Origin of the sequence: Streptococcus sp. A12, from assembly GCF_905372335.1 — a bacterium.
GTDB lineage: Bacteria > Bacillota > Bacilli > Lactobacillales > Streptococcaceae > Streptococcus.
In genome coordinates, this window is sequence record NZ_CAJPOU010000010.1 from 16,470 (window position 1) to 37,932 (window position 21,463).

At 42.4% G+C, this 21,463-nt stretch carries 18 protein-coding genes and 2 pseudogenes; all 20 read right to left on the reverse strand.

The genetic code is table 11. The features are described from left to right. Positions 1-9 precede the first annotated feature (9 nt). The 20 genes and pseudogenes from QZ158_RS02490 to QZ158_RS02585 all read right to left on the reverse strand — a co-directional run bounded on the left by QZ158_RS02490 (position 10) and on the right by QZ158_RS02585 (position 21,241). Positions 10-1,053, reverse strand: a complete 1,044-nt coding sequence (locus tag QZ158_RS02490; protein ID WP_048789010.1) for a dihydrolipoamide acetyltransferase — start codon at positions 1,051-1,053, stop codon at positions 10-12. A 333-nt stretch (positions 1,054-1,386) separates the two neighbouring features. Beyond that, a complete protein-coding gene (locus QZ158_RS02495; RefSeq protein WP_293874344.1) occupies positions 1,387-2,379 on the reverse strand; it encodes an alpha-ketoacid dehydrogenase subunit beta in 993 nt (330 codons plus the stop codon). Between the two features lie 16 nt (positions 2,380-2,395). Further along, positions 2,396-3,364: a thiamine pyrophosphate-dependent dehydrogenase E1 component subunit alpha gene (locus QZ158_RS02500; protein ID WP_293874346.1), complete on the reverse strand. Its 969-nt coding sequence runs from the start codon at positions 3,362-3,364 to the stop codon at positions 2,396-2,398. Between the two features lie 364 nt (positions 3,365-3,728). Beyond that, a complete protein-coding gene (locus tag QZ158_RS02505; RefSeq protein WP_293874348.1) occupies positions 3,729-4,895 on the reverse strand; it encodes an ATP-grasp domain-containing protein in 1,167 nt (388 codons plus the stop codon). A 21-nt stretch (positions 4,896-4,916) separates the two neighbouring features. After that, complete coding sequence (locus QZ158_RS02510) at positions 4,917-5,657, reverse strand: alpha/beta hydrolase-fold protein (RefSeq protein ID WP_293874351.1); 741 nt, start codon at positions 5,655-5,657, stop codon at positions 4,917-4,919. Between the two features lie 35 nt (positions 5,658-5,692). Beyond that, the gene (locus tag QZ158_RS02515; RefSeq protein ID WP_061563962.1) at positions 5,693-6,520 is read right to left on the reverse strand and encodes an alpha/beta hydrolase; all 828 of its coding nucleotides are present in this window, start codon (positions 6,518-6,520) and stop codon (positions 5,693-5,695) included. A gap of 94 nt (positions 6,521-6,614) precedes the next feature. Then, positions 6,615-7,949 (reverse strand): methylenetetrahydrofolate--tRNA-(uracil(54)-C(5))-methyltransferase (FADH(2)-oxidizing) TrmFO, encoded by a 1,335-nt coding sequence (gene trmFO, locus QZ158_RS02520; RefSeq protein ID WP_293874363.1) that lies wholly within the window; start codon positions 7,947-7,949, stop codon positions 6,615-6,617. 160 nt (positions 7,950-8,109) lie between these two features. After that, entirely contained in the window at positions 8,110-8,814 is a 705-nt protein-coding gene (locus QZ158_RS02525; protein WP_293874367.1) for a DUF3307 domain-containing protein, read from the reverse strand. Next, positions 8,798-9,475 carry a SatD family protein gene (locus tag QZ158_RS02530; protein WP_293874370.1) on the reverse strand — a complete coding sequence of 226 codons (678 nt, stop codon included), beginning with the start codon at positions 9,473-9,475 and terminating at the stop codon, positions 8,798-8,800. The genes QZ158_RS02525 and QZ158_RS02530 overlap by 17 nt, the downstream gene beginning before the upstream one ends. Positions 9,476-9,582: 107 nt before the next feature. Then, positions 9,583-11,670 carry a type I DNA topoisomerase gene (topA, locus tag QZ158_RS02535; protein WP_293874373.1) on the reverse strand — a complete coding sequence of 696 codons (2,088 nt, stop codon included), beginning with the start codon at positions 11,668-11,670 and terminating at the stop codon, positions 9,583-9,585. A 92-nt stretch (positions 11,671-11,762) separates the two neighbouring features. After that, the gene (gene dprA, locus QZ158_RS02540) at positions 11,763-12,605 is read right to left on the reverse strand and encodes a DNA-processing protein DprA (RefSeq protein WP_293874376.1); all 843 of its coding nucleotides are present in this window, start codon (positions 12,603-12,605) and stop codon (positions 11,763-11,765) included. A 76-nt stretch (positions 12,606-12,681) separates the two neighbouring features. Further along, the gene (locus QZ158_RS02545) at positions 12,682-13,608 is read right to left on the reverse strand and encodes an ROK family protein (RefSeq protein ID WP_293874379.1); all 927 of its coding nucleotides are present in this window, start codon (positions 13,606-13,608) and stop codon (positions 12,682-12,684) included. 11 nt (positions 13,609-13,619) lie between these two features. Continuing rightward, a complete protein-coding gene (locus QZ158_RS02550) occupies positions 13,620-14,390 on the reverse strand; it encodes a ribonuclease HII (RefSeq protein WP_293874382.1) in 771 nt (256 codons plus the stop codon). Continuing rightward, entirely contained in the window at positions 14,377-15,228 is an 852-nt protein-coding gene (gene ylqF / locus QZ158_RS02555; RefSeq protein ID WP_293874385.1) for a ribosome biogenesis GTPase YlqF, read from the reverse strand. Before ylqF ends, QZ158_RS02550 begins: the two co-directional genes overlap by 14 nt. A 133-nt stretch (positions 15,229-15,361) precedes the next feature. Next, positions 15,362-15,700 (reverse strand): ATP cone domain-containing protein, encoded by a 339-nt coding sequence (locus QZ158_RS02560; protein WP_006597242.1) that lies wholly within the window; start codon positions 15,698-15,700, stop codon positions 15,362-15,364. Between the two features lie 71 nt (positions 15,701-15,771). Beyond that, entirely contained in the window at positions 15,772-16,707 is a 936-nt protein-coding gene (dapA, locus tag QZ158_RS02565; RefSeq protein WP_293874403.1) for a 4-hydroxy-tetrahydrodipicolinate synthase, read from the reverse strand. Between the two features lie 88 nt (positions 16,708-16,795). Then, positions 16,796-17,872, reverse strand: coding sequence for an aspartate-semialdehyde dehydrogenase (locus tag QZ158_RS02570; RefSeq protein ID WP_293874406.1), 1,077 nt, complete (start codon positions 17,870-17,872; stop codon positions 16,796-16,798). 320 nt (positions 17,873-18,192) lie between these two features. Then, positions 18,193-18,852: pseudogene (locus QZ158_RS02575) on the reverse strand (DNA alkylation repair protein). 140 nt (positions 18,853-18,992) lie between these two features. Continuing rightward, positions 18,993-19,491 (reverse strand): annotated as a pseudogene (locus QZ158_RS02580) (N-acetyltransferase family protein). Between the two features lie 79 nt (positions 19,492-19,570). Next, positions 19,571-21,241 (reverse strand): formate--tetrahydrofolate ligase, encoded by a 1,671-nt coding sequence (locus tag QZ158_RS02585; RefSeq protein WP_293874409.1) that lies wholly within the window; start codon positions 21,239-21,241, stop codon positions 19,571-19,573. Positions 21,242-21,463 lie beyond the last annotated feature (222 nt).

A 21,463-nucleotide genomic window follows, 5' to 3' on the forward strand; every position in this document is an offset into this window, starting at 1 on the left:
TCTCGTTGATTAGACCAACATTGAAATCGGGTCTTCAATCAAGGCTTTCAAGTCTTTCATGAATTTGGCACCAGCCATTCCATCGACAACGCGGTGATCAATGGTCAAGCCCAAGCTCATGATTGGACGAATGACAATTTCACCATTCACAACCACTGGTTTTTCAACCGTTGCACTAACTCCAAGGATGGCAGAGTTTGGTTGGTTGATAATCGGTCCAAATGATTGAACGCCAAACATCCCCAAGTTACTGATAGTAAAAGTTGAGTTTTGCAATTCACTTGGAGCAAGCTTACCATCCAAGGTACGGCCGATAACATCCTTGAAGGCTACGACCAACTCTGACAAGGTCATCTTTTCAGCATTGTAGACAACTGGAGTCATCAATCCATTGTCCATCCCAACTGCCATCGCTAAGTTGACATAATTGTGAGTGATGATGGTTTTGCCATCTTCTGTTAATGACGCATTGATGTATGGATGTTTCATCAAGGTCTTAACCACTGCTAGAGAAAGCAAATCTGTTACAGTCACCTTCTTACCAGTTGCTTCCATGATTGGATCCAATACCTTCTTACGAAGGGCCAACATTTGAGACATATCAACGTCATAGTTCAATGTAAAGGTTGGTGCTGTCAAGTAAGATTCCACCATCCGTTGAGCGATTACCTTACGCATTGGTGTCATCGGAATCCGCTCAATCTCACCATAAGGTGTCACATTATCAGGAACTTCTTCGACTTTCTCAATTTGAGCAGGTGACTTAATGGTCTCATTCTCAATATTTTCAGGAAGGAAAGCAAGGACGTCCTTCTTCATGATCTTACCACGATGACCAGTTCCTTGGATTTCTTGCCAAGCAATATTGTGTTCTAAAGCAATTCGTTTTGCAAGTGGTGAAATGCGAACCACATTTGTGTCTTTATATGTTTCCACGTCTTCTTTGTGGACACGACCGTTTGCGCCTGAACCAGAAACATCATAGAGGTTGATCCCAAGATCATCCGCTAATTTTCTAGCCGCAGGAGTCGCTCTTAGCTTATCATCAGCCATGACCTCTCCTATTCTATTATAAGATACTAAGGGCGTCAAAAGTCAAAGTGAAAATAGGAAACTTGACGAAGAAACTTTAGTTTCTAGGAAAGTTTATCTTTTTCACACAGACTTTAGCCCGAGTTCAATTTTATGATGCAAAGGGCGTTTAAAAGCGACCGAAAAATAGGAAATCGACGCAGACTTCGATGAAGTCAAGGAGATTTATCTTTTTTCCGAGCTTTTAGCCCGTGCACTAATCTAAGATATCAAGGACGCAGAGAACTTTGTACCTAAAAAGATACAAAGTTTCCTCGTCTAATTTAAATGACATTACATAATTTATGTTATGTATTATTCTTTGTTATACGTTTTACGAATGGCTTCTTTGATGCTTTCAACTGTTGGGATCATTGCATTCTCAAGATTTTGTGCGTAAGGCATTGGCACATCTTCTCCTGCACAACGGCGGATAGGTGCATCCAAGTAATCAAATGCTTCTGATTCAGAAATGATAGCTGAAATTTCACCGATATAGCCACTTGTTTTGTGGGCATCGTTGACAAGGACTACTTTTCCTGTCTTCTTGACAGAGTTAATGATAATCTCTTTATCGAGTGGGACCAAGGTACGTGGGTCTACTACTTCTACTGAGATACCTTCTTCTGCCAATTCTTCAGCTGCTTGCATCACGCGGCGAAGCATTTTCCCGTAGGTTACAACAGTGACGTCAGTTCCTTCGCGTTTGATTTCTCCGACACCAAGTGGAATCGTGTAGCCTGGATCCACTGGCACTTCCCCTTTTTGATTGAATTCTGATTTGTACTCAAGAATGATTACTGGATTGTTATCGCGGATAGATGACTTGAGAAGCCCCTTCATATCCGCTGGCGTACCAGGAGCAACAACTTTCAAACCAGGAATATGGGTGAACCATGATTCCAAAGATTGGGAGTGTTGAGCTGCAGAACCAACTCCGTTACCTGCAGCACAGCGAACGGTCATCGGCACTTGCCCTTTTCCACCAAACATGTAGCGAGTTTTAGCAGCTTGGTTGACAATAGCATCCATGGCAATTACTGAGAAATCCATGAAGGTCATATCAACGATTGGCCGAAGTCCGGTCATGGCTGCCCCTGCTGCCGCACCTGAAATCGCAGCCTCAGAAATTGGACAGTCACGAACACGTTCTGGACCGAATTCCTCAAGCATTCCTACTGAAGTTCCGAAGTCTCCACCGAAAACTCCGACATCTTCCCCCATCAACAATACATTTTCGTCGCGACGCATTTCCTCAGACATAGCAAGGATAATGGTATCGCGGAAAGACATTAATTTAGTTTCCATAATTCTCTACTCCTCCTTAGTCTGCGTAAATATCTTCGAAAGCTGATTCGAGTGGAGGGAATGGGCTTTCTTCCGCAAATTTTACTGAAGCTTCCACTGCTTCTTTTACTTCTTCTTGGATCTGATCCAATTCTTCTGCGCTCGCAATCTCATTTTCAAGGAGATACTTGCGAAGGTTTTCGATTGGATCCTTCTTCTTCCACTCCTCGACTTCCTCACGTGTCCGATATTTACCAGGGTCTGAAGATGAGTGACCAAGCCAACGATAAGTGACACTTTCAATCAAAACAGGGCCTTTACCAGAACGAACATGGTCAACTGCCTTCTTAAATCCTTCATAGACATCAATGACGTTGTTTCCATCAGGAATAAACATTCCAGGAATGCCGTAAGCAGCACTACGCTCATGTATATGCTTCACATTGGTCATTTTTTTGATGTCAGCAGAGATTCCGTAACCATTATTGATACAGTAGAAAATTACCGGAAGATTCCAAATGGAGGCCATATTGACCGCTTCATGGAAGACACCTTCATTGGTTGCGCCGTCCCCAAAGAAGCAGACAACAATCTTTCCAGTCTTATGCATTTGTTGGGTAAGAGCTGCACCTACGGCAATCCCCATACCACCACCAACGATACCATTGGCACCAAGGTTACCAGCATCAAGGTCGGCGATGTGCATGGATCCACCCTTCCCTTTACAAGTACCGGTATACTTACCAAGGATTTCTGCCATCATACCATTCAAATCGATTCCCTTAGCGATGGCTTGTCCGTGACCACGGTGGTTAGATGTCAGCAAATCATCATCGTTCAAAGCCAACATCGCTCCAACGTTCGCCGCTTCTTCCCCAACAGAAAAGTGCGTCATTCCTGGCACTTTTCCTTTTTTTACTAACTGTGCAATTTTTAAGTCCATGCGACGGATTTCTTCCATTTTACGGAACATATCCAATAAGAGACTTTTATCTAATGTTGCCATTATTTCGCCTTTCTAAGCAATTATTCATTCTCTTTCATTCTAGCCAAAAATGTAAGCACTGTCAAAGAATTTGCTTAAAAAATCACAATCAAACACCCTCTAATAGCACTAAAGGCTGGCTTTTAAGCGAATTTATTAAACATTTCACAAACTTTCACATACTATACAAGTCACATCAAAAAAGAAGCTGGGACAAAAGTCCTAGCCTCTCAATTGTCTTTGGATTATCAAGCAAAACGCAGTGGTTGAGTGGGCTCTACTACGCTGATTTCATCAGCTTTTACAGCCCTACTCAACTGTGCGGAGGTGGGACGACGAAATCGAATTCTAAAGAATTACCGATTTCTGTCCCACTCTCAATCATTTATTGATGGCGTTGGCCGAAGTCATGAATCATTTGTTCTAACTCTTCACGACTTGGAGTTGTTAACATGTAAAGGTAGTCCCCTTGGAGTTCCGCAAAGGCTGCAGGCATATCTTTCTTCACACGGAACTGATCTTGGTATTTGGCCAAGACTTCTTCCTCAGAAAGGACATAAGCCGCATTGGCACGGCGTGAAGTCGCCAAGCAATAAAGTGGCTCAAACTCAGAAGCTGGGAAATGTTCGCCGGCTACAATAGCAGCATAGCCACGATACAAATCGATCGAGTGAGCATAGTTGTAGACATCGATGGTGAAGCCACCTGCAGGGCGATTATTGTACTCAATCGCAATATAGTCATCCCCATCACGGAAGAACTCAATGTGGAAGAAACGCTCCTTCATGCCAAAAGTTTTAACAATCGCTTCTCCGTATTGACGCAATTTTGGATCCATCTCTTTAAGGACATAATAAGAGTTATCCATCTTGTAGAGCATCAAATCGAGTGGTGTATAAGCATAGTCAAATGTAGTCGAGAAGACAATATTACCATCACGATCGACCAGACCATCAAAGGTACAAATCTCGCTAGAAGTGACGAATTTCTCAAAGAAGTACTCGGTATGACCATACCATTCTGCCTTAAAATGGTCCACATCATCTGCTGTTTCAAGCTTGAAGGTTGCTGCTGCTCCTACACCATTGTCAGGCTTGGCAATTAATGGCAACCCAATCTTCTTCACAGCCTTGTCTATGTCTTTTTCGACTTTGACCACTGCACCAGGTACGACTGGAACACCTGATTTCTTGAAGAGTTTTTTCATTTCTGATTTAAACTTGGTTTTCTTCAAATCTTTTGGTTTTGCACCAAAGACATTGAATTGCTCACGAAGCGCCGCATCCAATTCTAACCAGTATTCATTGTGAGATTCGATGCGATCGATTGGCCCGTGTTTGTAGAAAAGAAAGGCTACTGCACGCTTCACTTCGTCCCAGTTTTCCATGTTATCAACTCGGAAATACTCTGTTAAACTATTGCGCAATGGCTCGTCTAACTGTTCATAAGGCTCCTGTCCAATCCCTAAGACCGTGATGCCTTTGTTAGCCAGCTCGATGGTAAATTGTTGAAAGTTTTGCGGATAATAAGGTGAAATAACAAGATAATTCATAGAGATCTCCTCCCTTTTAACTTAAAGATACATTTGTCCTAGGAAATAAGGCATTTGCTTGCGCCACCAGTCCCAATCATGGGCTACATCGTGTCCCCACTCTGCAAACCAAGCAGGGATATTTTTGTGGTCAAAGGCTTCTTTCAGTTTGTAGAAAGATGGTAGGCCATCCTGTTCCCAAGCACCTAGGCCGGTACAAACGACAATCTCAGCCTGACGGTAACGATCGATAAACCAGCCGTCATTTTGATGCCAAATATAATCAGATGGCGAGTTTTGATAAATCGCTTCATCGCCACCAAATTCACCAACAAAGAAACGAGCATCATAGATACCACTCAAAGCAACAACCTTGTTGAAGACATCTGGATGTTGCAAGAAGAAATTAAGCGCGTGGTAGGCTCCCATAGAGCAACCAGTTGTCATCATCGGGTCAAACCAGCCTGTTTTGTGCTTGATGAAAGGAATGGCCTCTTCAATCACATAGCGCTCGTAAGCACGGTGCATCTCTGCTCGATCATGAGGATTTTTCCAATCACAAAGCCAGCTTTCACTATCGACACTCGAAAGGGTGAAGAATTGAACCCGACCTTCTTCGATAAACTGAGCACAAGCATCAATCATACCAAAGTCATAGTACTCGTTATGGCTCCCACCTGATGAAGCAAAGACCACAACAGGAATCCCCGTATGTCCATAGCGGTTTAGATACATTTCGCGGTTGAGTTGGCCACTCCAGTGGCTTAGATGTTCAATATTCATAAATTCCCTCTTTCTCTTTATTTATTTTAAGACAATTAATCCCATTTTTCTGCCAAAAAACGAAGGCATTCTGGAAGATTCTCAGCCCAGGCTTCTTCATGGTGAATAGCCCCAGATTGAATCCGAATGGCAATATTTTCCAAAGCAACACCTTGTTGAATGACGTCGTGATAATAACGAAGGGATGAGTCAATATAGGCTTGCTTGATATTCCCAGCCATTAGCGTTTTATCTGTATCATCCGCCTCTTCAGTCCCCACATAGATGTAGATCCGTTGATCTGCATAAAGGTTCTTCCGCTCGATATAGCGGTCAAAGGCCTCTTGGTGCAACCAGTTGGCAGAGGAGAAGACTCCCAGACAACCGATTTGGTCTTGGTATTCCAAGCCCAAAAATTGGGTGATATTCCCACCAAGCGAAGATCCAATCATGGCTGTATGTTCTCTGTCAGCAAGGGTACGATACTCTTGATCGATAAAGGGTTTGACGACATCCATGACAAACTCCCCATACTCTACACCCTTGCCACCAAATTGCATACCAGGGATATTGGACTCCTTGTACTTCCAGGCAGAGTATTCGTTCATCCGTTGCAAACCATCGTTATCAATGGCAACGACAATCATGCGACTAATGTCTGGATTTCGCTTAATGGCTGGAATAACTTTCCAGGAATGACCCGCATAGGCTTCCTTGCTATACAAAACGTTTTGCCCATCGTGGAAATAAACCACAGGGTAGCGACGATCTGTATCTGTTTCATAATTCTTAGGTAATAAGACTCGAACACGACGGAGTTTTCCGGTATAAGGCACTTTCAACTCGTGTGTCTTCATCTCTAAATAAAAGTAGGATTTATTCATTGTCAGAAAACTCTCTATATTCTAAATTTTTATTAATTATACCATTTTTATAAGAAAAAGTCTGGATTTCTCCAAACTTTTTCATTGATTGACTTTATTTTCCAATAAATGTAGCCAGATCTTGTAAAGAACGTTCGGCAATTTTCTCATACCGTTCCTTCTTATCCCGAATGCGTGGGCCTTCCAACTCCTTAATAATTCCGAAGTTGACATTCATGGGTTGGAAATGCTTGCTGTCAGCATGGGTAATATAGTGAGCTAGACTTCCGATAGCTGTCGTATCAGGGAAGATGGTTGCCTCTTCTCCTTTGAAAAGGCGAGCTGCATTGATTCCAGCTACCAAACCTGAGGCAGCTGACTCAACATAACCTTCTACACCTGTCATTTGACCTGCAAAGAAGAGGTTGGCTTGCTTCTTAGAACGATAAGTCTGTTCAAGCAGATTTGGAGAGTCCATGTAGGAATTGCGGTGCATGACACCATATCTCACAAACTCCGCATTTTCCAAACCAGGAATCATTTGAAATACTCGTTTTTGCTCGCCCCATTTAAGATGCGTTTGGAAGCCAACGATATTGTAGAGGCTAGCAGCCGCATTGTCTTGACGCAATTGGACTACCGCATAAGGGGTCTTAAACTCCCCATCACGAGGTCCTTTGTAGTCATCTGGATACTCGAGACCAACTGGTTTCATAGGACCATAGAGCATGGTTTTGATGCCTCGTTTGGCCATGACTTCAATTGGCATACAACCTTCGAAATACTTTTCTTTTTCAAAAGAGTTGAGCGGGGCTTCTTCCGCATTCACCAAAGCCTCATGGAAGTCCATAAACTCTTGTTTGGTCATGGGACAGTTGAGATAAGCCGCTTCTCCTTTGTCATAACGAGACTTGAGGTAAACCTTATTCATATCAACGGTATTGACATCGATAATAGGAGCTGCTGCATCGTAGAAATAGAAGCCATCGCCACCATTGAGCGCGTTGATCTTTTCCGCCAAGGCATCACTGGTTAGAGGACCCGTTGCGACCACTGTGATCGCGTCTGTCGGCAATTCTGTAATTTCATCGCGAATCACTTCGATGAGCGGGTGTTGAGATACCTTCTCCGTTACCCGACTAGCAAAGCCTTCCCGGTCAACTGCCAATGCTCCACCAGCCGGTACACGAGTCGCTTCTGCTGCTTCAAGGATAACAGAACCTAAACGTCGCATTTCTTCTTTGAGGAGCCCGACAGCATTGGTTAGAGAATCCCCTCGGAGAGAGTTGGAACAGACTAACTCAGCAAAGGTGTCTGTTTTGTGTTGTGGAGTAGATTTGACTCCCCGCATTTCGTAAAGCTTGACCGGAATACCCTGTTGGGCAATCTGATAAGCCGCTTCCGAGCCAGCAAGGCCTGCACCGATAACATTGATATAAGATTGAGACATGACACTAATACCTCTTTGGGTATCCAAACCACCCCACTGGACTGTTAGACACCCACAAATCTTTCTAATTTTCTACTTGGTCCATTATACCAGAAAGCCAAGTAAAAAGACAGGGAGGGTTTTCCTTCCTGTCTTAGACCTAAGTCTGTTATTTGTTTTCTTATAGACACAACCAAGCAGCAAAGAGGGCTGATAGGATACTGAATAAGGACCCGATTAAATAATACTCTGCGAAGGCTGGATTCTCCGAAATTTTATTGTAGCGGGCGATAGATTTTGCCGTAAAGACCAGTCCGATAGAAGCAAATTGGCCGTAGACGAGACAGGCACCGATAATCAACCGCTCTAAGAAGCCAATCATGGAACCAGCCCCAGTGATGGTATCCATTTTCTCCTCCATCGTCGGCTGGTACTTAGCAAAAAGAATTTTAAAGACGATATTGGTCGGTTTTCCCACTAGGAGGACATAATAGATTAGCTTTAAACTGTCAATAGGCAAATAAGTCGTGCCATTTTTAGCTCCCCAAAGGACTAGGAAACTAATGATACCGACATGCAAGACTTGATCCAATGCAAAAGTACATGCGGCTGTTACATTCAATTGCTTCTGCACGATCGGTTTCAAGAAATCTATTCCCGCATGAGTAAACAAAATAATCAAGCAAATCCACCACAAGTCCAGATGACAGAGGGAAACGACGAATAGAGGCAGAGCTACATACAGAACGTGAAGGCCGAGCACCTTCTTATCCTGGTCCTTGTGGTCCGCCATCTTTTGGCTTTGAAAATAATAATCCGATAACAAATGACAACTCAACAAGAGAAGCAAGTATGGATTTGTTACGATACTAGATAATCCTGTCATAAGCCTCTCCTTTCGCTAAACTTTGAATACTAGCTAGTGCTGCTGCTCGCCCCCGTAAGTAAACACGGATACTGCTACTTTTCAGCCGTTTAGAGAGAGCACTTGGGTTTATCTCCAGCGATTGGGCCAAATCCTGCTGACTAAAATTCTCACTATATACACATCTCTTAAGAAGATCTAGCAGGATTTCTTCCTGACTGCCACGCCAACCCGAACGAATAGCTTCACCGGAAGCGATGAGGGCATTCACAAAGAAGTCTTGCTTTTCCTTCCCACTTGAAAAATAGATCTGGGTATTGCCGTAGTCATTTTTCTGATGAACCAGATTGATGGCGGCGCGTGCATTCCAATAGGCTGGCCCATCCGCACCGATACTTTGTAAGGGATCAATATCCGTTACAATCTCCCCGAGACCAATCCCGAAACGAAGTTGAGTAGGAGTTAGTAAAGAACGCAGGGTATCGATCATTTGAAAAACCGGAGCATCCACCTTTAAGAGCCCCTGAAACTCATCGCCTAGGGTCAAGGTAAAATTGGATGCTAAGAATTCTCCAAATAGTTCATTCATCGTTTGAAGCGTTTTTTCTAACTGTTTTTGCAGGTCAAAACGCTCTTGAACCATTTTGGAATCAATGACATCTGCAATCAAAGCAAGATACATAAGCCCACCTCCTTGTGTCTATTATAACGAAAAAAAACAAAAATGTCTATTATAACAGACATTTGTTAAAATTGCCGTTATAATAGACATCAAATGATTCTAAAATCTTATTTTACTTTTTCTTCTTCGTAGTCGCCGTTGCTACATACGACCTGCTTACCGCCACCACGAACTTTTTTCTCAACTAGGTAGTGACCACATTTCGGACAGTCACGGCCAATTGGCTTATCCCAAGAGGTGAATTCGCAGTCTGGATAGCGATTGCAGCCATAGAAGAGACGGTTCCGTTTGGTTTTACGCTCGATGATTTGGCCTTGGTGACAGTCTGGACATTCCACTCCAATTTCCTTAACGATAGCTTGCGTATGGCGACAATCAGGGAAATTGCTACAAGCGAAGAACTTACCAAATCGACCCAACTTGATAACCATCGGACTTCCACAAACCTCACAGTCAAATCCAGCAGCCTCATCCTTGATTTGGATTTTCTCCATCTCTTCTTCAGCCTTGGCTACTTCTTTTTTAAAGGGTTGGTAGAAGGAATCAATGACCTTTTGCCACTGTTCTTTCCCGAGTTCAACATCATCCAACTTCCCTTCCATCTCAGCGGTAAAGGTTACATTGACGATATCTGGGAAGAATTCAACGATCAGTTTATTGACGATTTCTCCTAATTCGGTTGGCTCGAAGCGTTTGGCTACAAGCTTCACGTAATAGCGTTTTTGAATGGTCTCAATGGTCGGTGCATAAGTTGAAGGACGACCAACTCCATTTTCTTCTAAAGTCTTAATCAAAGTCGCTTCAGAGTAACGAGCTGGTGGTTGGGTAAAGTGCTGTTCAGGTTTGCTGTTGACCTGAGTGACGGTGTCACCTTCTTCCATGTCCGGTAGCATCTTATTCTTGTCCGAATCATTGTAGATCGCCAAATAGCCGTCAAACTTCACCTGACTTCCATTTGCTGTATATTGAACTCCATTTTGCCCTAAACGGACATTCATGGTATCAAAAATAGCTGCTGTCATCTGACTAGCCACAAAACGATTCCAGATCAAGGTGTAGAGCTTGAGCTGATCCTTGTCCAAATACTTGGCAATTTTCTCAGGCGTATTGTAGACGCTAGAAGGACGAATGGCTTCGTGGGCATCTTGAGCACCAGAAGCATTCTTAACCCGACTACCATGCTTAGAATACTTGTCTCCAAATCGATCAACGATAAAACTAGCTGCTTCATTTTGAGCGACTGGACTAATCCGAGTCGAATCCGTACGCATATACGTGATCAAACCTTGAACACCAGATCCAATATTGATACCTTCGTACAATTGCTGGGCCACCATCATGGTCTTACGAGTACGGAAGTTAATCTTATTGGCTGCGTCCATCTGCATGGAAGAAGTTGTGTAAGGAAGCGGCGCATTGCGTTTGCGCTCTTTCTTCTCTACCTTTTCAACGATATACTCTTTCCCATCGAGATGTGAAAGAACGGCTTTCACATCCTCCTGGTTTTGAAGCTTCATCTTCTTGCCATTCATTCCATAGAAATTGGCTTGGAATTGCTTGATCCCCTTTTTAAAGGTTCCATCAATTGTCCAATATTCTTCTGGTTGGAAGGCATTGATTTCTTCTTCCCGGTCAATAATCAATTTAAGAGCAACGGATTGCACCCGACCAGCCGAAAGTCCCTTCTTCACCTTTTTCCATAGAATTGGTGAGATGGAGTACCCAACAATCCGGTCCAAGACACGGCGCGCTTGTTGAGCATCTACCAGATCCATATCAATCTTACGGGGTTCTTGAAAGGCATTTTTTACCGCATCCTTGGTAATTTCGTTGAAAACAACGCGGTTCTTATCTTCCTTATCCAACTGAAGAATATGCGCCAAATGCCAAGAAATAGCTTCTCCTTCACGGTCCGGGTCACTTGCGAGAAAGACTTGTTTGGCTTTTTTAGCTTCTTTTTTCAAATCATTGATCAAAGGACCTTTTCCGCGAATATTGATGTACTCTGGTTCGTAATTGTTCTCAAAATCAATAGACATGGTAGATTTTTTCAAGTCACGAATATGACCCACGCTGGCCATGACCTTATAATTTCTACCAAGATACTTTTCAATCGTCTTCGCTTTCGCAGGAGACTCCACGATGACTAAATTCTTTTTAGTTGTTGTGGTTTTCTTTTTTGTTTTAGTAGCCACTTTTTTACCTCTATTTTGTAATAAACCTCATAGAGTGTAAACTATTTTTTTCGGGATGTCAACCGTGAAGTTCTCCTATAGGAAAACTCATTTTAAAATTCAAACTCATCTAGGACATCTTTTCCACTGGTGACCAGCTTTGCACCTTCTTGAATGAGGTGGTGACAGCCATCTGAACGTCCATCCAAGATCGACCCAGGAATAGCAAAGACATCTCGCCCTTCTTCCATAGCACGCTCACAGGTAATCAGACTTCCAGACCGCATCCGCGCTTCCGCCACAATCACTGCTCTAGAAAGCCCAGCAATAATCCGATTACGTTCTGGATAATGATGTTTTTGCGGACCTTGGCCTGGACCGTATTCTGTTAACACTAAATGGTTCCCACTCATGTACTTCTGCAATTGTTTATTGGATCTAGGATAGAAGATATCTAAGCCAGTCCCAATCACTCCAATTGTCTTTCCTCCATTTCGAATAGCAGCATAATGGGCTGCAGCATCAATTCCCTTGGCTAATCCGCTCACCACAATCAATTCATTATTTAACTCGTTAATGATTTTCTCGACGGATTGTATCCCGTTACGACTACAGGATCGACTTCCTACGACCGCAATCTTTGGCTGTTTAAGAAGATCAATATTGCCTGAGTAAAACAACAAAACAGGTGGGTTATGCATCCAGAGAAGTTCTTCAGGATATTCCGGATCCATAATAGAAATCGAATCAAACTCCTTGAACTCTTCTCTCAAGACCTTGTCATCAATCCGGATATACCGTTCCATAAATAGTGTTTGATTGCGACAACCTGCAATTTTTGCCATTAATTCTAAAGAGGGCCACTCCCCATTCATTTCCCAGTAATTGACAATGTTAAAAACCTGTAAATTTGACAGGCCAGCAACCTTTAATTTATAAAGTTCATATTTGTTCATTTGTAAACCTCATTTTCTACTATCTATTTATAATATTCGTAAAAGAAAACAAAAAAAGCTCTAAAAATAGAACTTTTTAATGATTTTCTAAGATGTTAAAATGACAAACTGCCCCCAAAAGATTACTTGAGTTGTGGTAACGAGCTGCTTGAATCTCCACTAAAGAAAATCGTTGCTCCCCACTTTCCTCCATCAGGCTTTTATACTGATGGTTAATCTCTTCTAAAAGAAGGGGTTGACTACTAATTCCCCCACCAATCGTCACTTTTTCAAGGCGAACCAAAGACTGAAGGTTATAGATTAGGATCGCAATTTCCCGACAATAAGAAGCAAATAAGTCTTGCAATTCCTCATGATGACCAGCTTCAAGGACTTCAAAAACTTGAATCCCATCTTCTTCTGGTAATTCTAAGAGCCGACTAGCATTAGCCACAAAATTGACTGCAGAGCCTAAATTTTGAACCAAACTGGAAATCCCATGTCTCAAAATCTCGGTCTGATATTGCTTTTGTTCAGGAGTCACTTGCTTCTCACCTAAGCTTGGCCAACGAAGATAATCCTTGAGATTCCAGGTAGAAATTAAGGAACCATTGGAAGTCAAGGCTAGGCCTACCCCAGTTCCTAACACAAAGGTTGCACCACAGTCACAATTCTGGAGGTTTCCAATTCGTGCTTCTGCCAAGCCTGCAGCATCCCCATCGTTGAGGATGGTCACAGGGACTTGAAAAGTCTTATTTAAACGAGAAGCTAAAGGAATATTCCTTAAATAAGGAATGAGGCCACCTTTGAAGATAAATCCCAGTCGACTATTGATTTCACCCGGACAAGAGATGGCGATCCCAGTGATTCGATTCTGGAACAAGCAAATCACGCGCTCAAGAGCTTCCCAGAATTCCTCAATAGTAGCTGGTGTTGGAACTTTAGAGGAATCACTCACCTGATAGGCTTCATCCACTAAGGCATATTTAATAAAGGTTCCGCCAATGTCAAAGGATAAGAGCATTTCCTTCCCTCCTAGTCAAGATCCGTCATGGACTTAATGGGTTCGAAGCTTCTGCGATGGATAGGGGTGACCCCATGTTTTTCCAAGCCCTCAAGATGATTGCTTGTCCCATACCCCGCATTCTGAGCAAAATCATAACCTGGATACTCTTGGTCATAGGTTGCCATCATCTGATCTCGTGTCACCTTCGCCACAATAGAAGCCGCAGCGATAGACAGAGAATTAGCATCTCCTTTGATGATGGATGTCTGAGAAATAGGGAGATCCAATTTCATAGCATCAATCAAGAGGTGTTGAGGTCGTCGGTCCAATTCTTGAATTGCCTCTAGCATGGCTAATTTGGTTGCTTCATAAATATTAACCTGATCAATGACCTGATTATCTTTTATCCCAATCCCGACAGAGAGAGCTTGGTCTAAAACCGCTTGATAAATAGCATAGTGCTTCGATTTTGGAATTTTCTTACTATCGTTTAAACCTGGAATCTTACAATTTTCCGGCAGAATAACGGCTGCTGCGACGACAGGGCCAGCCAAAGGGCCTCTCCCTACTTCATCCACACCTGCAATAAGATGAATCCCTTGAGCATAAAGTTCTTTCTCATAGGCTAGCATTTTTTCTAAACGCAAGTCTTCGTCCACTTGTTTTTGGAGTTCACGTTTTCGTTTGCTGATAGCCGCTTGAACGCCCGCTCGACCATCAAGGATCAACTCTTCAAATAAGGGATGATCTAGCTCATCAATCGTTGCTAAACACTCTTTGATTTCTTTAATCGTTGGCATCCACTTCACCTACACGATCAAGGGTATAGCGACCCAAACGACCATCACGTACATCCTTGACAAACAAACTGTAGAAGCGATCATAATCATCTCGGAAGCCTAAGCGTTGAGTCATTTCCATGATGATTTCTGGCGCTTCCTGCTCCAAATCCATTTGCTTATAGCGTTCTTGTAACTCTTTTGGGTAATGGGATTTAAAATACTCAAGACCAAAAATAGTCACCTCATCCATTGGCAATAACTGGTCCTTAATGGCACCCGTTAAAGCTAATTTTAGAGCTACATCTTCATCTTCAAATTTTGGCCAAAGAATCCCTGGGGTATCCAAGATTTCGAGGTCCTTATTGGTTTTCAACCACTGTTGCCCCTTGGTCACTCCTGGTTTATTTCCAACAACCGCAATCTTTTTCCCTGCTAGGCGGTTCATCAGCGTTGATTTACCAGCGTTGGGAATCCCAATAATCATGGTCCGAAGGGTTTCGATTTGAATCCCCCGTTCTTTCTGGCGGGCAATTTTATCGGCCATCAAAGACTTAGCAGCATCTGTGACTTTCTTAACCGTAGATTGCTCTTTGGAGTTAATAGCCAAAGTTTTGATTCCTTGTGACTCAAAATACTCCTGCCATTCTTTTGTAGCGACAGGATCGGCCAAGTCTACCTTGTTCAGAATCATCAACTTAGGCTTGTCACCAACAATTTTTGTCAACATCGGATTTTGACTAGATAAGGGCAAACGTGCGTCCACCAGAACCGTCACAAAATCCACAAATTTCAAATTTTCTTGTACTTGTCTTCTAGCTTTGGACATATGTCCAGGAAACCATTGAATAATCGCCATGATATGAAATCCTTTCAACATTCAATCCTATCTATTATACCATGAAATACAGTATTTTCTTTTAAAACTGCTTCCCATTTTGCCATATTTGCCATAAAAAAACGAAGCTACATTTGTAACTTCGTTTCTTATTTTAGCGAATTTGTTCAAAGTGCAAGTGAACAGCGATGTGATCTCCATAACCACTTCTTTCCAAATCGCGTTGCAAACGATAAGAAATATAGTGTTCAGCAATGGTAATATAACCAGCACCAAGTAAACGGTGCTCAACCATTGATTGAATCATGCTGATTGTAGCACGTTCCACTTTCGCTTCTTCCAAATCCATCACAACTTTTTTAGTCACTTGCGCCAAGTTTTGGCGAAGATCATCGGTCAAGACATAGACTGTTTGTGCTGCCTTCAAAACAGCTTGATAGATTTTATCTGGATCAAATTCTACAACTTCACCACTACGTTTAATGACTTCCATCTTATTCTCCTTGATCATCAATATACTTCTATTATCTAAATAAATAGGGGATTTGTCAAGAATCTAAAACATCAATAATCCGGACGAAGAACTCCCGTAATGATTTCTTTTGTCGCATGATAATCTCCATCCACTACAACCTTGATAATGCGCTTAGCTTCCTCAGCAGGTGCTGGGACCAATGGCAAACGAGTCGGCCCTGCTTCAAAGCCCATATAGTTCAAAACTGCTTTAACTGGAGCTGGGCTTGGATAAGAGAAGAGAGCATTGACTTTCGGGATAAATCGGCGCTGAATGGCCGCCGCTTTTTTAATATCATTATTCTCAATGGCTTGGAACATTTCGTGCATTTCATCCCCATTGGTATGGGAAGCTACTGAAATCACACCATCTGCCCCAAGGTTCATGGCATGGAATGCATCTCCATCCTCTCCCGTATAAATGAGGAACTCCTCTGGCTTGTGCTCAATTAGGTAAGCCATATTGGCAAGGGTTGTACACTCTTTTACCCCGATGATATTTGGATGTTCTGCCAAACGAAGCATGGTTTCTGGTGTCATTTCGACAACCACGCGCCCAGGAATGTTATAGATTATGATTGGCAAGTTAGAAGCGTCAGCAATAGCCTTAAAATGTTGGTACATACCTTCTTGAGAAGGTTTGTTGTAATAAGGGACAATCGCTAATCCGGCAGCAAAACCACCAAATTGGTCCACTTCTTTTACAAACTCAATGGAATCTCGGGTTTCATTGGTTCCGACACCCGCAATCAAAGGAACCCGTCCGTTGACTACCTTTTGGACCGCTGCAAAAAGTTCCAATTCTTCATCGTGCGTTAGAGTTGGGCTTTCCGCTGTGGTACCAGCTAAAAGAATCCCATCTGTGTGATGAGCCAAAAGATGTTCGATGAGTGGAGGAATGGCTTCGAAATTTATCGAACCATCTTCATGGAAGGGAGTGATAAAGGCAGTGATCATTCTACAATTTTTTAATTCTTGATAAGACATACATACTCCTTTTTGGGACAACCATAGGGAAGAGGGACAGCACCAAAAGTTGATAGCTGTCCCCTTTACAATTTATTTAGTTAATGAATCATTTCAACTCAAACTTCAACTCAGCTGTTGGGCGCACGAGTCCACGTTCATGAAGGGTTTCTGCAATTTGAACAGAGTTCCAAGCAGCTCCTTTAAGAAGGTTATCAGAAACCACCCACATGTGAATCCCTTTTTCAGCATCCAAATCTTTACGGATACGACCAACAAAGGTATCGCGAGAACCAACCGCATTGATAGCTTGTGGGTATACTTGATGAGCCACATCATCTTCCAACACTGCACCTGGGAAAGCTGCAATTGCTGCTTTTACTTCATCAATCGGAGCTACTTCTTTGGTTTCAATGTAAACAGACTCTGAGTGAGCTGACAATACTGGAATACGTACACATGTTGCTGAGACAGCGATGCTATCGTCTTCCATGATTTTCTTTGTTTCATTGGTCATCTTCATTTCTTCATATGTGTAGTCATTATCAGTGAAGACGTCGATTTGAGGAAGTGCGTTAAAGGCAATTGGGTAATGTTTCTTATCGCCACCTGAAGGTAAGATTTCCGCATGCAAATCACGTGGATCCACTCCATCATTCAATACTTCACGCAATTCACGTTGGGTTTCAAGAATGGCTCCCATACCAGCACCTGAAACAGCTTGGTAAGTAGACACGATGATACGGTCCAAGCCCCATTTTTGACGAACTGGTTCAAGAGCTACCATCATTTGAATCGTTGAACAGTTAGGGCAGGCAATAATACCATTGTGAGTATCTAGCGCGTGAGCATTTACTTCAGGAACAACCAGTGGCACATCCGGGTTTTGACGGAAGTAAGAAGTATTATCTACTACGACCGCACCAGCTTTAACAGCATATGGCGCGTATTTTGCTGAAGTTGATCCTCCAGCCGAGAAGAGAGCGATATCTACTCCTGCAAAAACCTCTTCAGTTGTTTCTTCAATGGTCACGTCTTGCCCTTTGAAATGCAAGACTTTCCCTGCTGAACGCGCAGATGCTAGATAGCGAATCTTATCGATTGGAAGACTTGATTCTTCCAACATTTTGATCATTTGTGCACCAACGGCACCTGTAGCACCGACAACAGCAACTGTATATCCCATAATAAAACCTCTTTCGGAATTTTCTAAAAATTTGTGAATTTTATCTATTATACTATTTTTCCTAACAAATGAAAAGAGCAATTTGCATTCAATTCAACATTCGATTGCTATAGTTTATAAAGGATTCTTAAGTAAATAAAAAATCCCCTACCAAAAGGTAAGGGATCGAGGCATCTTTCGATGAGAACAGCCGGTTCACATAACTGTTCAAGGTCCGCTCCTGCGTTACAATTGAATGTAGACCTCCTCAGCACAAAAGGCTCCTAAGAGCCAATCGACTCATCGCATAGACTTAGTGTACCATGAACGTCCACAAACTGTCAAGAAGGTAGGTACTTGCTTCCCTCTGGAATGCTCAAAGGAGATAACTGATCTCGATAGCGGTCGATAAAGGCCCCTACCCAATCCGGATTAACCTTGGAATAATTGCGTAAACTCCAGCCGATTGCCTAATTTATAAAGAACTCGCTTTGACCTAGATTATTGATGATCACTTTTTCTAACAAATCCGTATCTGTTTTTTCTTTCCTCATAAGCTGGTGATCAATGGCAATCCGCCTCAACCAAAAGTCCTGATCCTTACTCCAATCCAGCATAACCTGCTTGGTTTCTGGATAGGTGAAAGTAATCTCTCCTATGATGCGGTCCAACTGATCAATACTGTCCCACCATGATTTGGTTTGAGCCAATTCCTTTAGCTTTGGAAAATCTTCAGGTCTAAGCTCTTTCTTCTTTTTATCCAGATAATCCATAACAATATATTGAAACTCACGGTAAGGTTGCTGGCAACACTCTTCCACAAAAGCCCAATCAATTGGATCCTTTATGAAAGGCTTAAAAAAATCTTTTTCAATCTTTTTGAGAATTGGTTTTTGCACGCCAAGAAAGCTGAATTTATTTTTCATATAAGCTTCCATAGCTGGGACTTTCGCTGGATCAGCCTGGTCTTCTAACAGTTTCAAAAGAAATTTTGTATCCATATGAATACTCCTCTTCTACAATAAACTGTATGCACATTGTGAGTATCTGCCTTCATTGAGCGATTCATCTAGTTTCATTTTAACATTAGCAAAAGGCAGGGATAATTAGCTATTATGATTTACAATTGTCGTGGTTTCTACTAGATTTTCCTGACAGGCCCTTCGATAGTCTTTTGCATCCAGACAATATCATGCCATTGGTCAAATTTATAACCAATTTTAGGAAAATGAGCAACTTTCACATAGCCTCGTTTCTCATGGAGGGCAATACTAGCTGGATTTGGCAGGGTAATGCAAGCTAAGAACCGCAACATCTAACTCGATCTCTAATGCCTCATACAAACGAGAACCCAGTCCTTGCCCACGATAATCCTGATCTACATAGACAGATACTTCCACCACCCAATCATATGCTGATCGATCATAATAGGTTGAGGCATAGGCATAAGCAAGAACTTGACCGTCTACTTCAGCTACTAAATAGGGAAAACGTTGAAGGATCTTTTCGATACGCCCTTCAAATTCCTCAATCGTCGGAACCTGGTATTCAAAAGTGATGGCTGTTTTCTCAACATAAGGGGCATAAATCCTGACAAGTTCAGGAGCATCTTCAAGTGTGACTGGTCTTATCTTCAGCATGGTCTTCTCGCTTTCTATCTCTCTATTATACCCCAAAAGCAAAAAAATAGAGGTTGTCCGCCAACCTCTATATATTTTTTTAGAACAATCCTAAAGCAGTACCATCTTCTGCTACATCCATGTTCAAAGCAGCAGGACGTTTTGGTAATCCAGGCATAGTCATCACTTCACCTGTCAAAGCAACAATGAAGCCTGCACCAGTCTTAGGTACCAATTCGCGAATGGTAATGTCAAAACCAGACGGCGCCCCGAGGAGACTTGGATCATCTGAGAAACTATATTGGGTCTTAGCCATACAAACTGGCAACTTGTCCCAGCCATTTTTCACGATCTGAGCAATCTGAGTTTTGGCTTTCTTCTCAAAGACAACATTGTCGGCCCGATAAATTTCTTGGGCAATCTTAGTGATCTTTTCTTCAACAGAAAGGTCATTATCATAAAGACGATTGTAGTTGGCTGGACTTGTTTCAAGTGTCTCCACTACTGTTTCTGCTAGGGCCAATCCTCCATCAGCACCATCAGCCCAAACGCTCGCCAATTCAACAGGAACTTGAATAGAAGCACAGAGTTCTTTCAGAGCTGCAATTTCAGCTTCTGTATCTGTGACAAATTCATTAATAGCCACTACTACAGGAACTCCGAATTTACGCATATTTTCTACGTGGCGCTCCAAGTTCGCAAAACCTGAACGAACAGCTTCTACATTTTCTTCAGAAAGAGCATCTTTGGCAACTCCACCATTCATCTTCAAAGCACGAATCGTTGCGACAATCACCACTGCAGATGGACTAACAGGAAGATTTGGTGTTTTGATATCCAAGAATTTTTCGGCTCCCAAATCCGCCCCAAAACCTGCTTCTGTCACTACGTAATCGGCTAAACGAAGAGCGGTTGAGGTAGCTAAAACAGAATTACATCCATGAGCAATATTAGCAAAAGGTCCACCATGAACAAAGGCTGGAGTTCCATAGATGGTTTGGACCAAGTTTGGCTTGATTGCATCTTTCAGAATCAAGGCAAGCGCCCCTTCCACTTCCAAATCACGGACATAAACTGGACTACGATCATAGCGGTAACCGATCACAATATTAGCCAAACGACGTTTCAAGTCTTCAATATCTGTCGCCAAGCAAAGGATGGCCATAATCTCAGAAGCAACGGTGATATCAAACCCGTCTTCACGAGGAATCCCATTGAGCGGTCCACCGAGACCAACCGATACGTGTCGCAAAGCACGGTCATTCAAGTCCACTACCCGTTTCCAGATAATCCGACGTTGGTCAATGCCTAGCTCATTTCCTTGATGCAAATGATTATCAATCAATGCTGAAAGAGCATTATTTGCTGTTGTAATGGCATGCATGTCACCCGTGAAATGAAGGTTAATATCCTCCATTGGGAGTACTTGAGCATAGCCTCCCCCAGCTGCACCACCTTTAATCCCCATAACAGGACCTAAAGAAGGTTCGCGAATGGCAATCATGGTTTGTTTTCCAATTTTATTTAATGCATCTGCCAAACCAATGGTGATGGTAGACTTCCCTTCTCCAGCTGGAGTCGGGTTAATGGCTGTTACCAAGATGAGTTTTCCTGGTTCTTCCTTCTGAACGGCTTGGATCTTGTCAAAGGTTAATTTTGCCTTGTACTTTCCATAGAGTTCCAAGTCATCAAATTGAATGCCCAATTTCTCTACTACATCTGTGATTGGTTTCAATTCAATACTTTGTGCAATCTCGATATCTGTCTTCATCTGAATCTCCTCACTATTTTATAATCCTATTATACAGAAATTTTGCGAGGATATATATTTTTAATGTCAAACTTTTTCCATTCGTTCGGTTTTTGACTTTAAAATGGACCTTATCAGCCTTCATTCTAATTTCTTATACCCTTCTATATGAAATAACTATTAGTCCCTTCATCGTCTACTCTACCGCCTTTGCATCCCCTTGACCAACAATCGTATGAGCCG

Excerpts from the sequence above, each read along its gene's own strand:
- QZ158_RS02530 (WP_293874370.1), bottom strand. The coding sequence starts at position 9,475 with ATGTATCTTGCTTTGATTGCAGATGTCATTGATTCCAAAATGGTTCAA.
- QZ158_RS02550 (WP_293874382.1), bottom strand. The coding sequence starts at position 14,390 with ATGCCAACGATTAAAGAAATCAAAGAGTGTTTAGCAACGATTGATGAG.
- trmFO (WP_293874363.1), bottom strand. The coding sequence starts at position 7,949 with ATGTCTCAATCTTATATCAATGTTATCGGTGCAGGCCTTGCTGGCTCG.
- QZ158_RS02505 (WP_293874348.1), bottom strand. The coding sequence starts at position 4,895 with ATGAATTATCTTGTTATTTCACCTTATTATCCGCAAAACTTTCAACAA.
- dapA (WP_293874403.1), bottom strand. The coding sequence starts at position 16,707 with ATGTCTTATCAAGAATTAAAAAATTGTAGAATGATCACTGCCTTTATC.
- QZ158_RS02570 (WP_293874406.1), bottom strand. The coding sequence starts at position 17,872 with ATGGGATATACAGTTGCTGTTGTCGGTGCTACAGGTGCCGTTGGTGCA.
- QZ158_RS02585 (WP_293874409.1), bottom strand. The coding sequence starts at position 21,241 with ATGAAGACAGATATCGAGATTGCACAAAGTATTGAATTGAAACCAATC.
- QZ158_RS02495 (WP_293874344.1), bottom strand. The coding sequence starts at position 2,379 with ATGGAAACTAAATTAATGTCTTTCCGCGATACCATTATCCTTGCTATG.
- dprA (WP_293874376.1), bottom strand. The coding sequence starts at position 12,605 with ATGAACAAATATGAACTTTATAAATTAAAGGTTGCTGGCCTGTCAAAT.
- QZ158_RS02515 (WP_061563962.1), bottom strand. The coding sequence starts at position 6,520 with ATGAATAAATCCTACTTTTATTTAGAGATGAAGACACACGAGTTGAAA.
- ylqF (WP_293874385.1), bottom strand. The coding sequence starts at position 15,228 with ATGGCGATTATTCAATGGTTTCCTGGACATATGTCCAAAGCTAGAAGA.
- QZ158_RS02560 (WP_006597242.1), bottom strand. The coding sequence starts at position 15,700 with ATGGAAGTCATTAAACGTAGTGGTGAAGTTGTAGAATTTGATCCAGAT.
- QZ158_RS02545 (WP_293874379.1), bottom strand. The coding sequence starts at position 13,608 with ATGCTCTTATCCTTTGACATTGGCGGAACCTTTATTAAATATGCCTTA.
- QZ158_RS02500 (WP_293874346.1), bottom strand. The coding sequence starts at position 3,364 with ATGGCAACATTAGATAAAAGTCTCTTATTGGATATGTTCCGTAAAATG.
- QZ158_RS02525 (WP_293874367.1), bottom strand. The coding sequence starts at position 8,814 with ATGACAGGATTATCTAGTATCGTAACAAATCCATACTTGCTTCTCTTG.
- QZ158_RS02510 (WP_293874351.1), bottom strand. The coding sequence starts at position 5,657 with ATGAATATTGAACATCTAAGCCACTGGAGTGGCCAACTCAACCGCGAA.
- QZ158_RS02490 (WP_048789010.1), bottom strand. The coding sequence starts at position 1,053 with ATGGCTGATGATAAGCTAAGAGCGACTCCTGCGGCTAGAAAATTAGCG.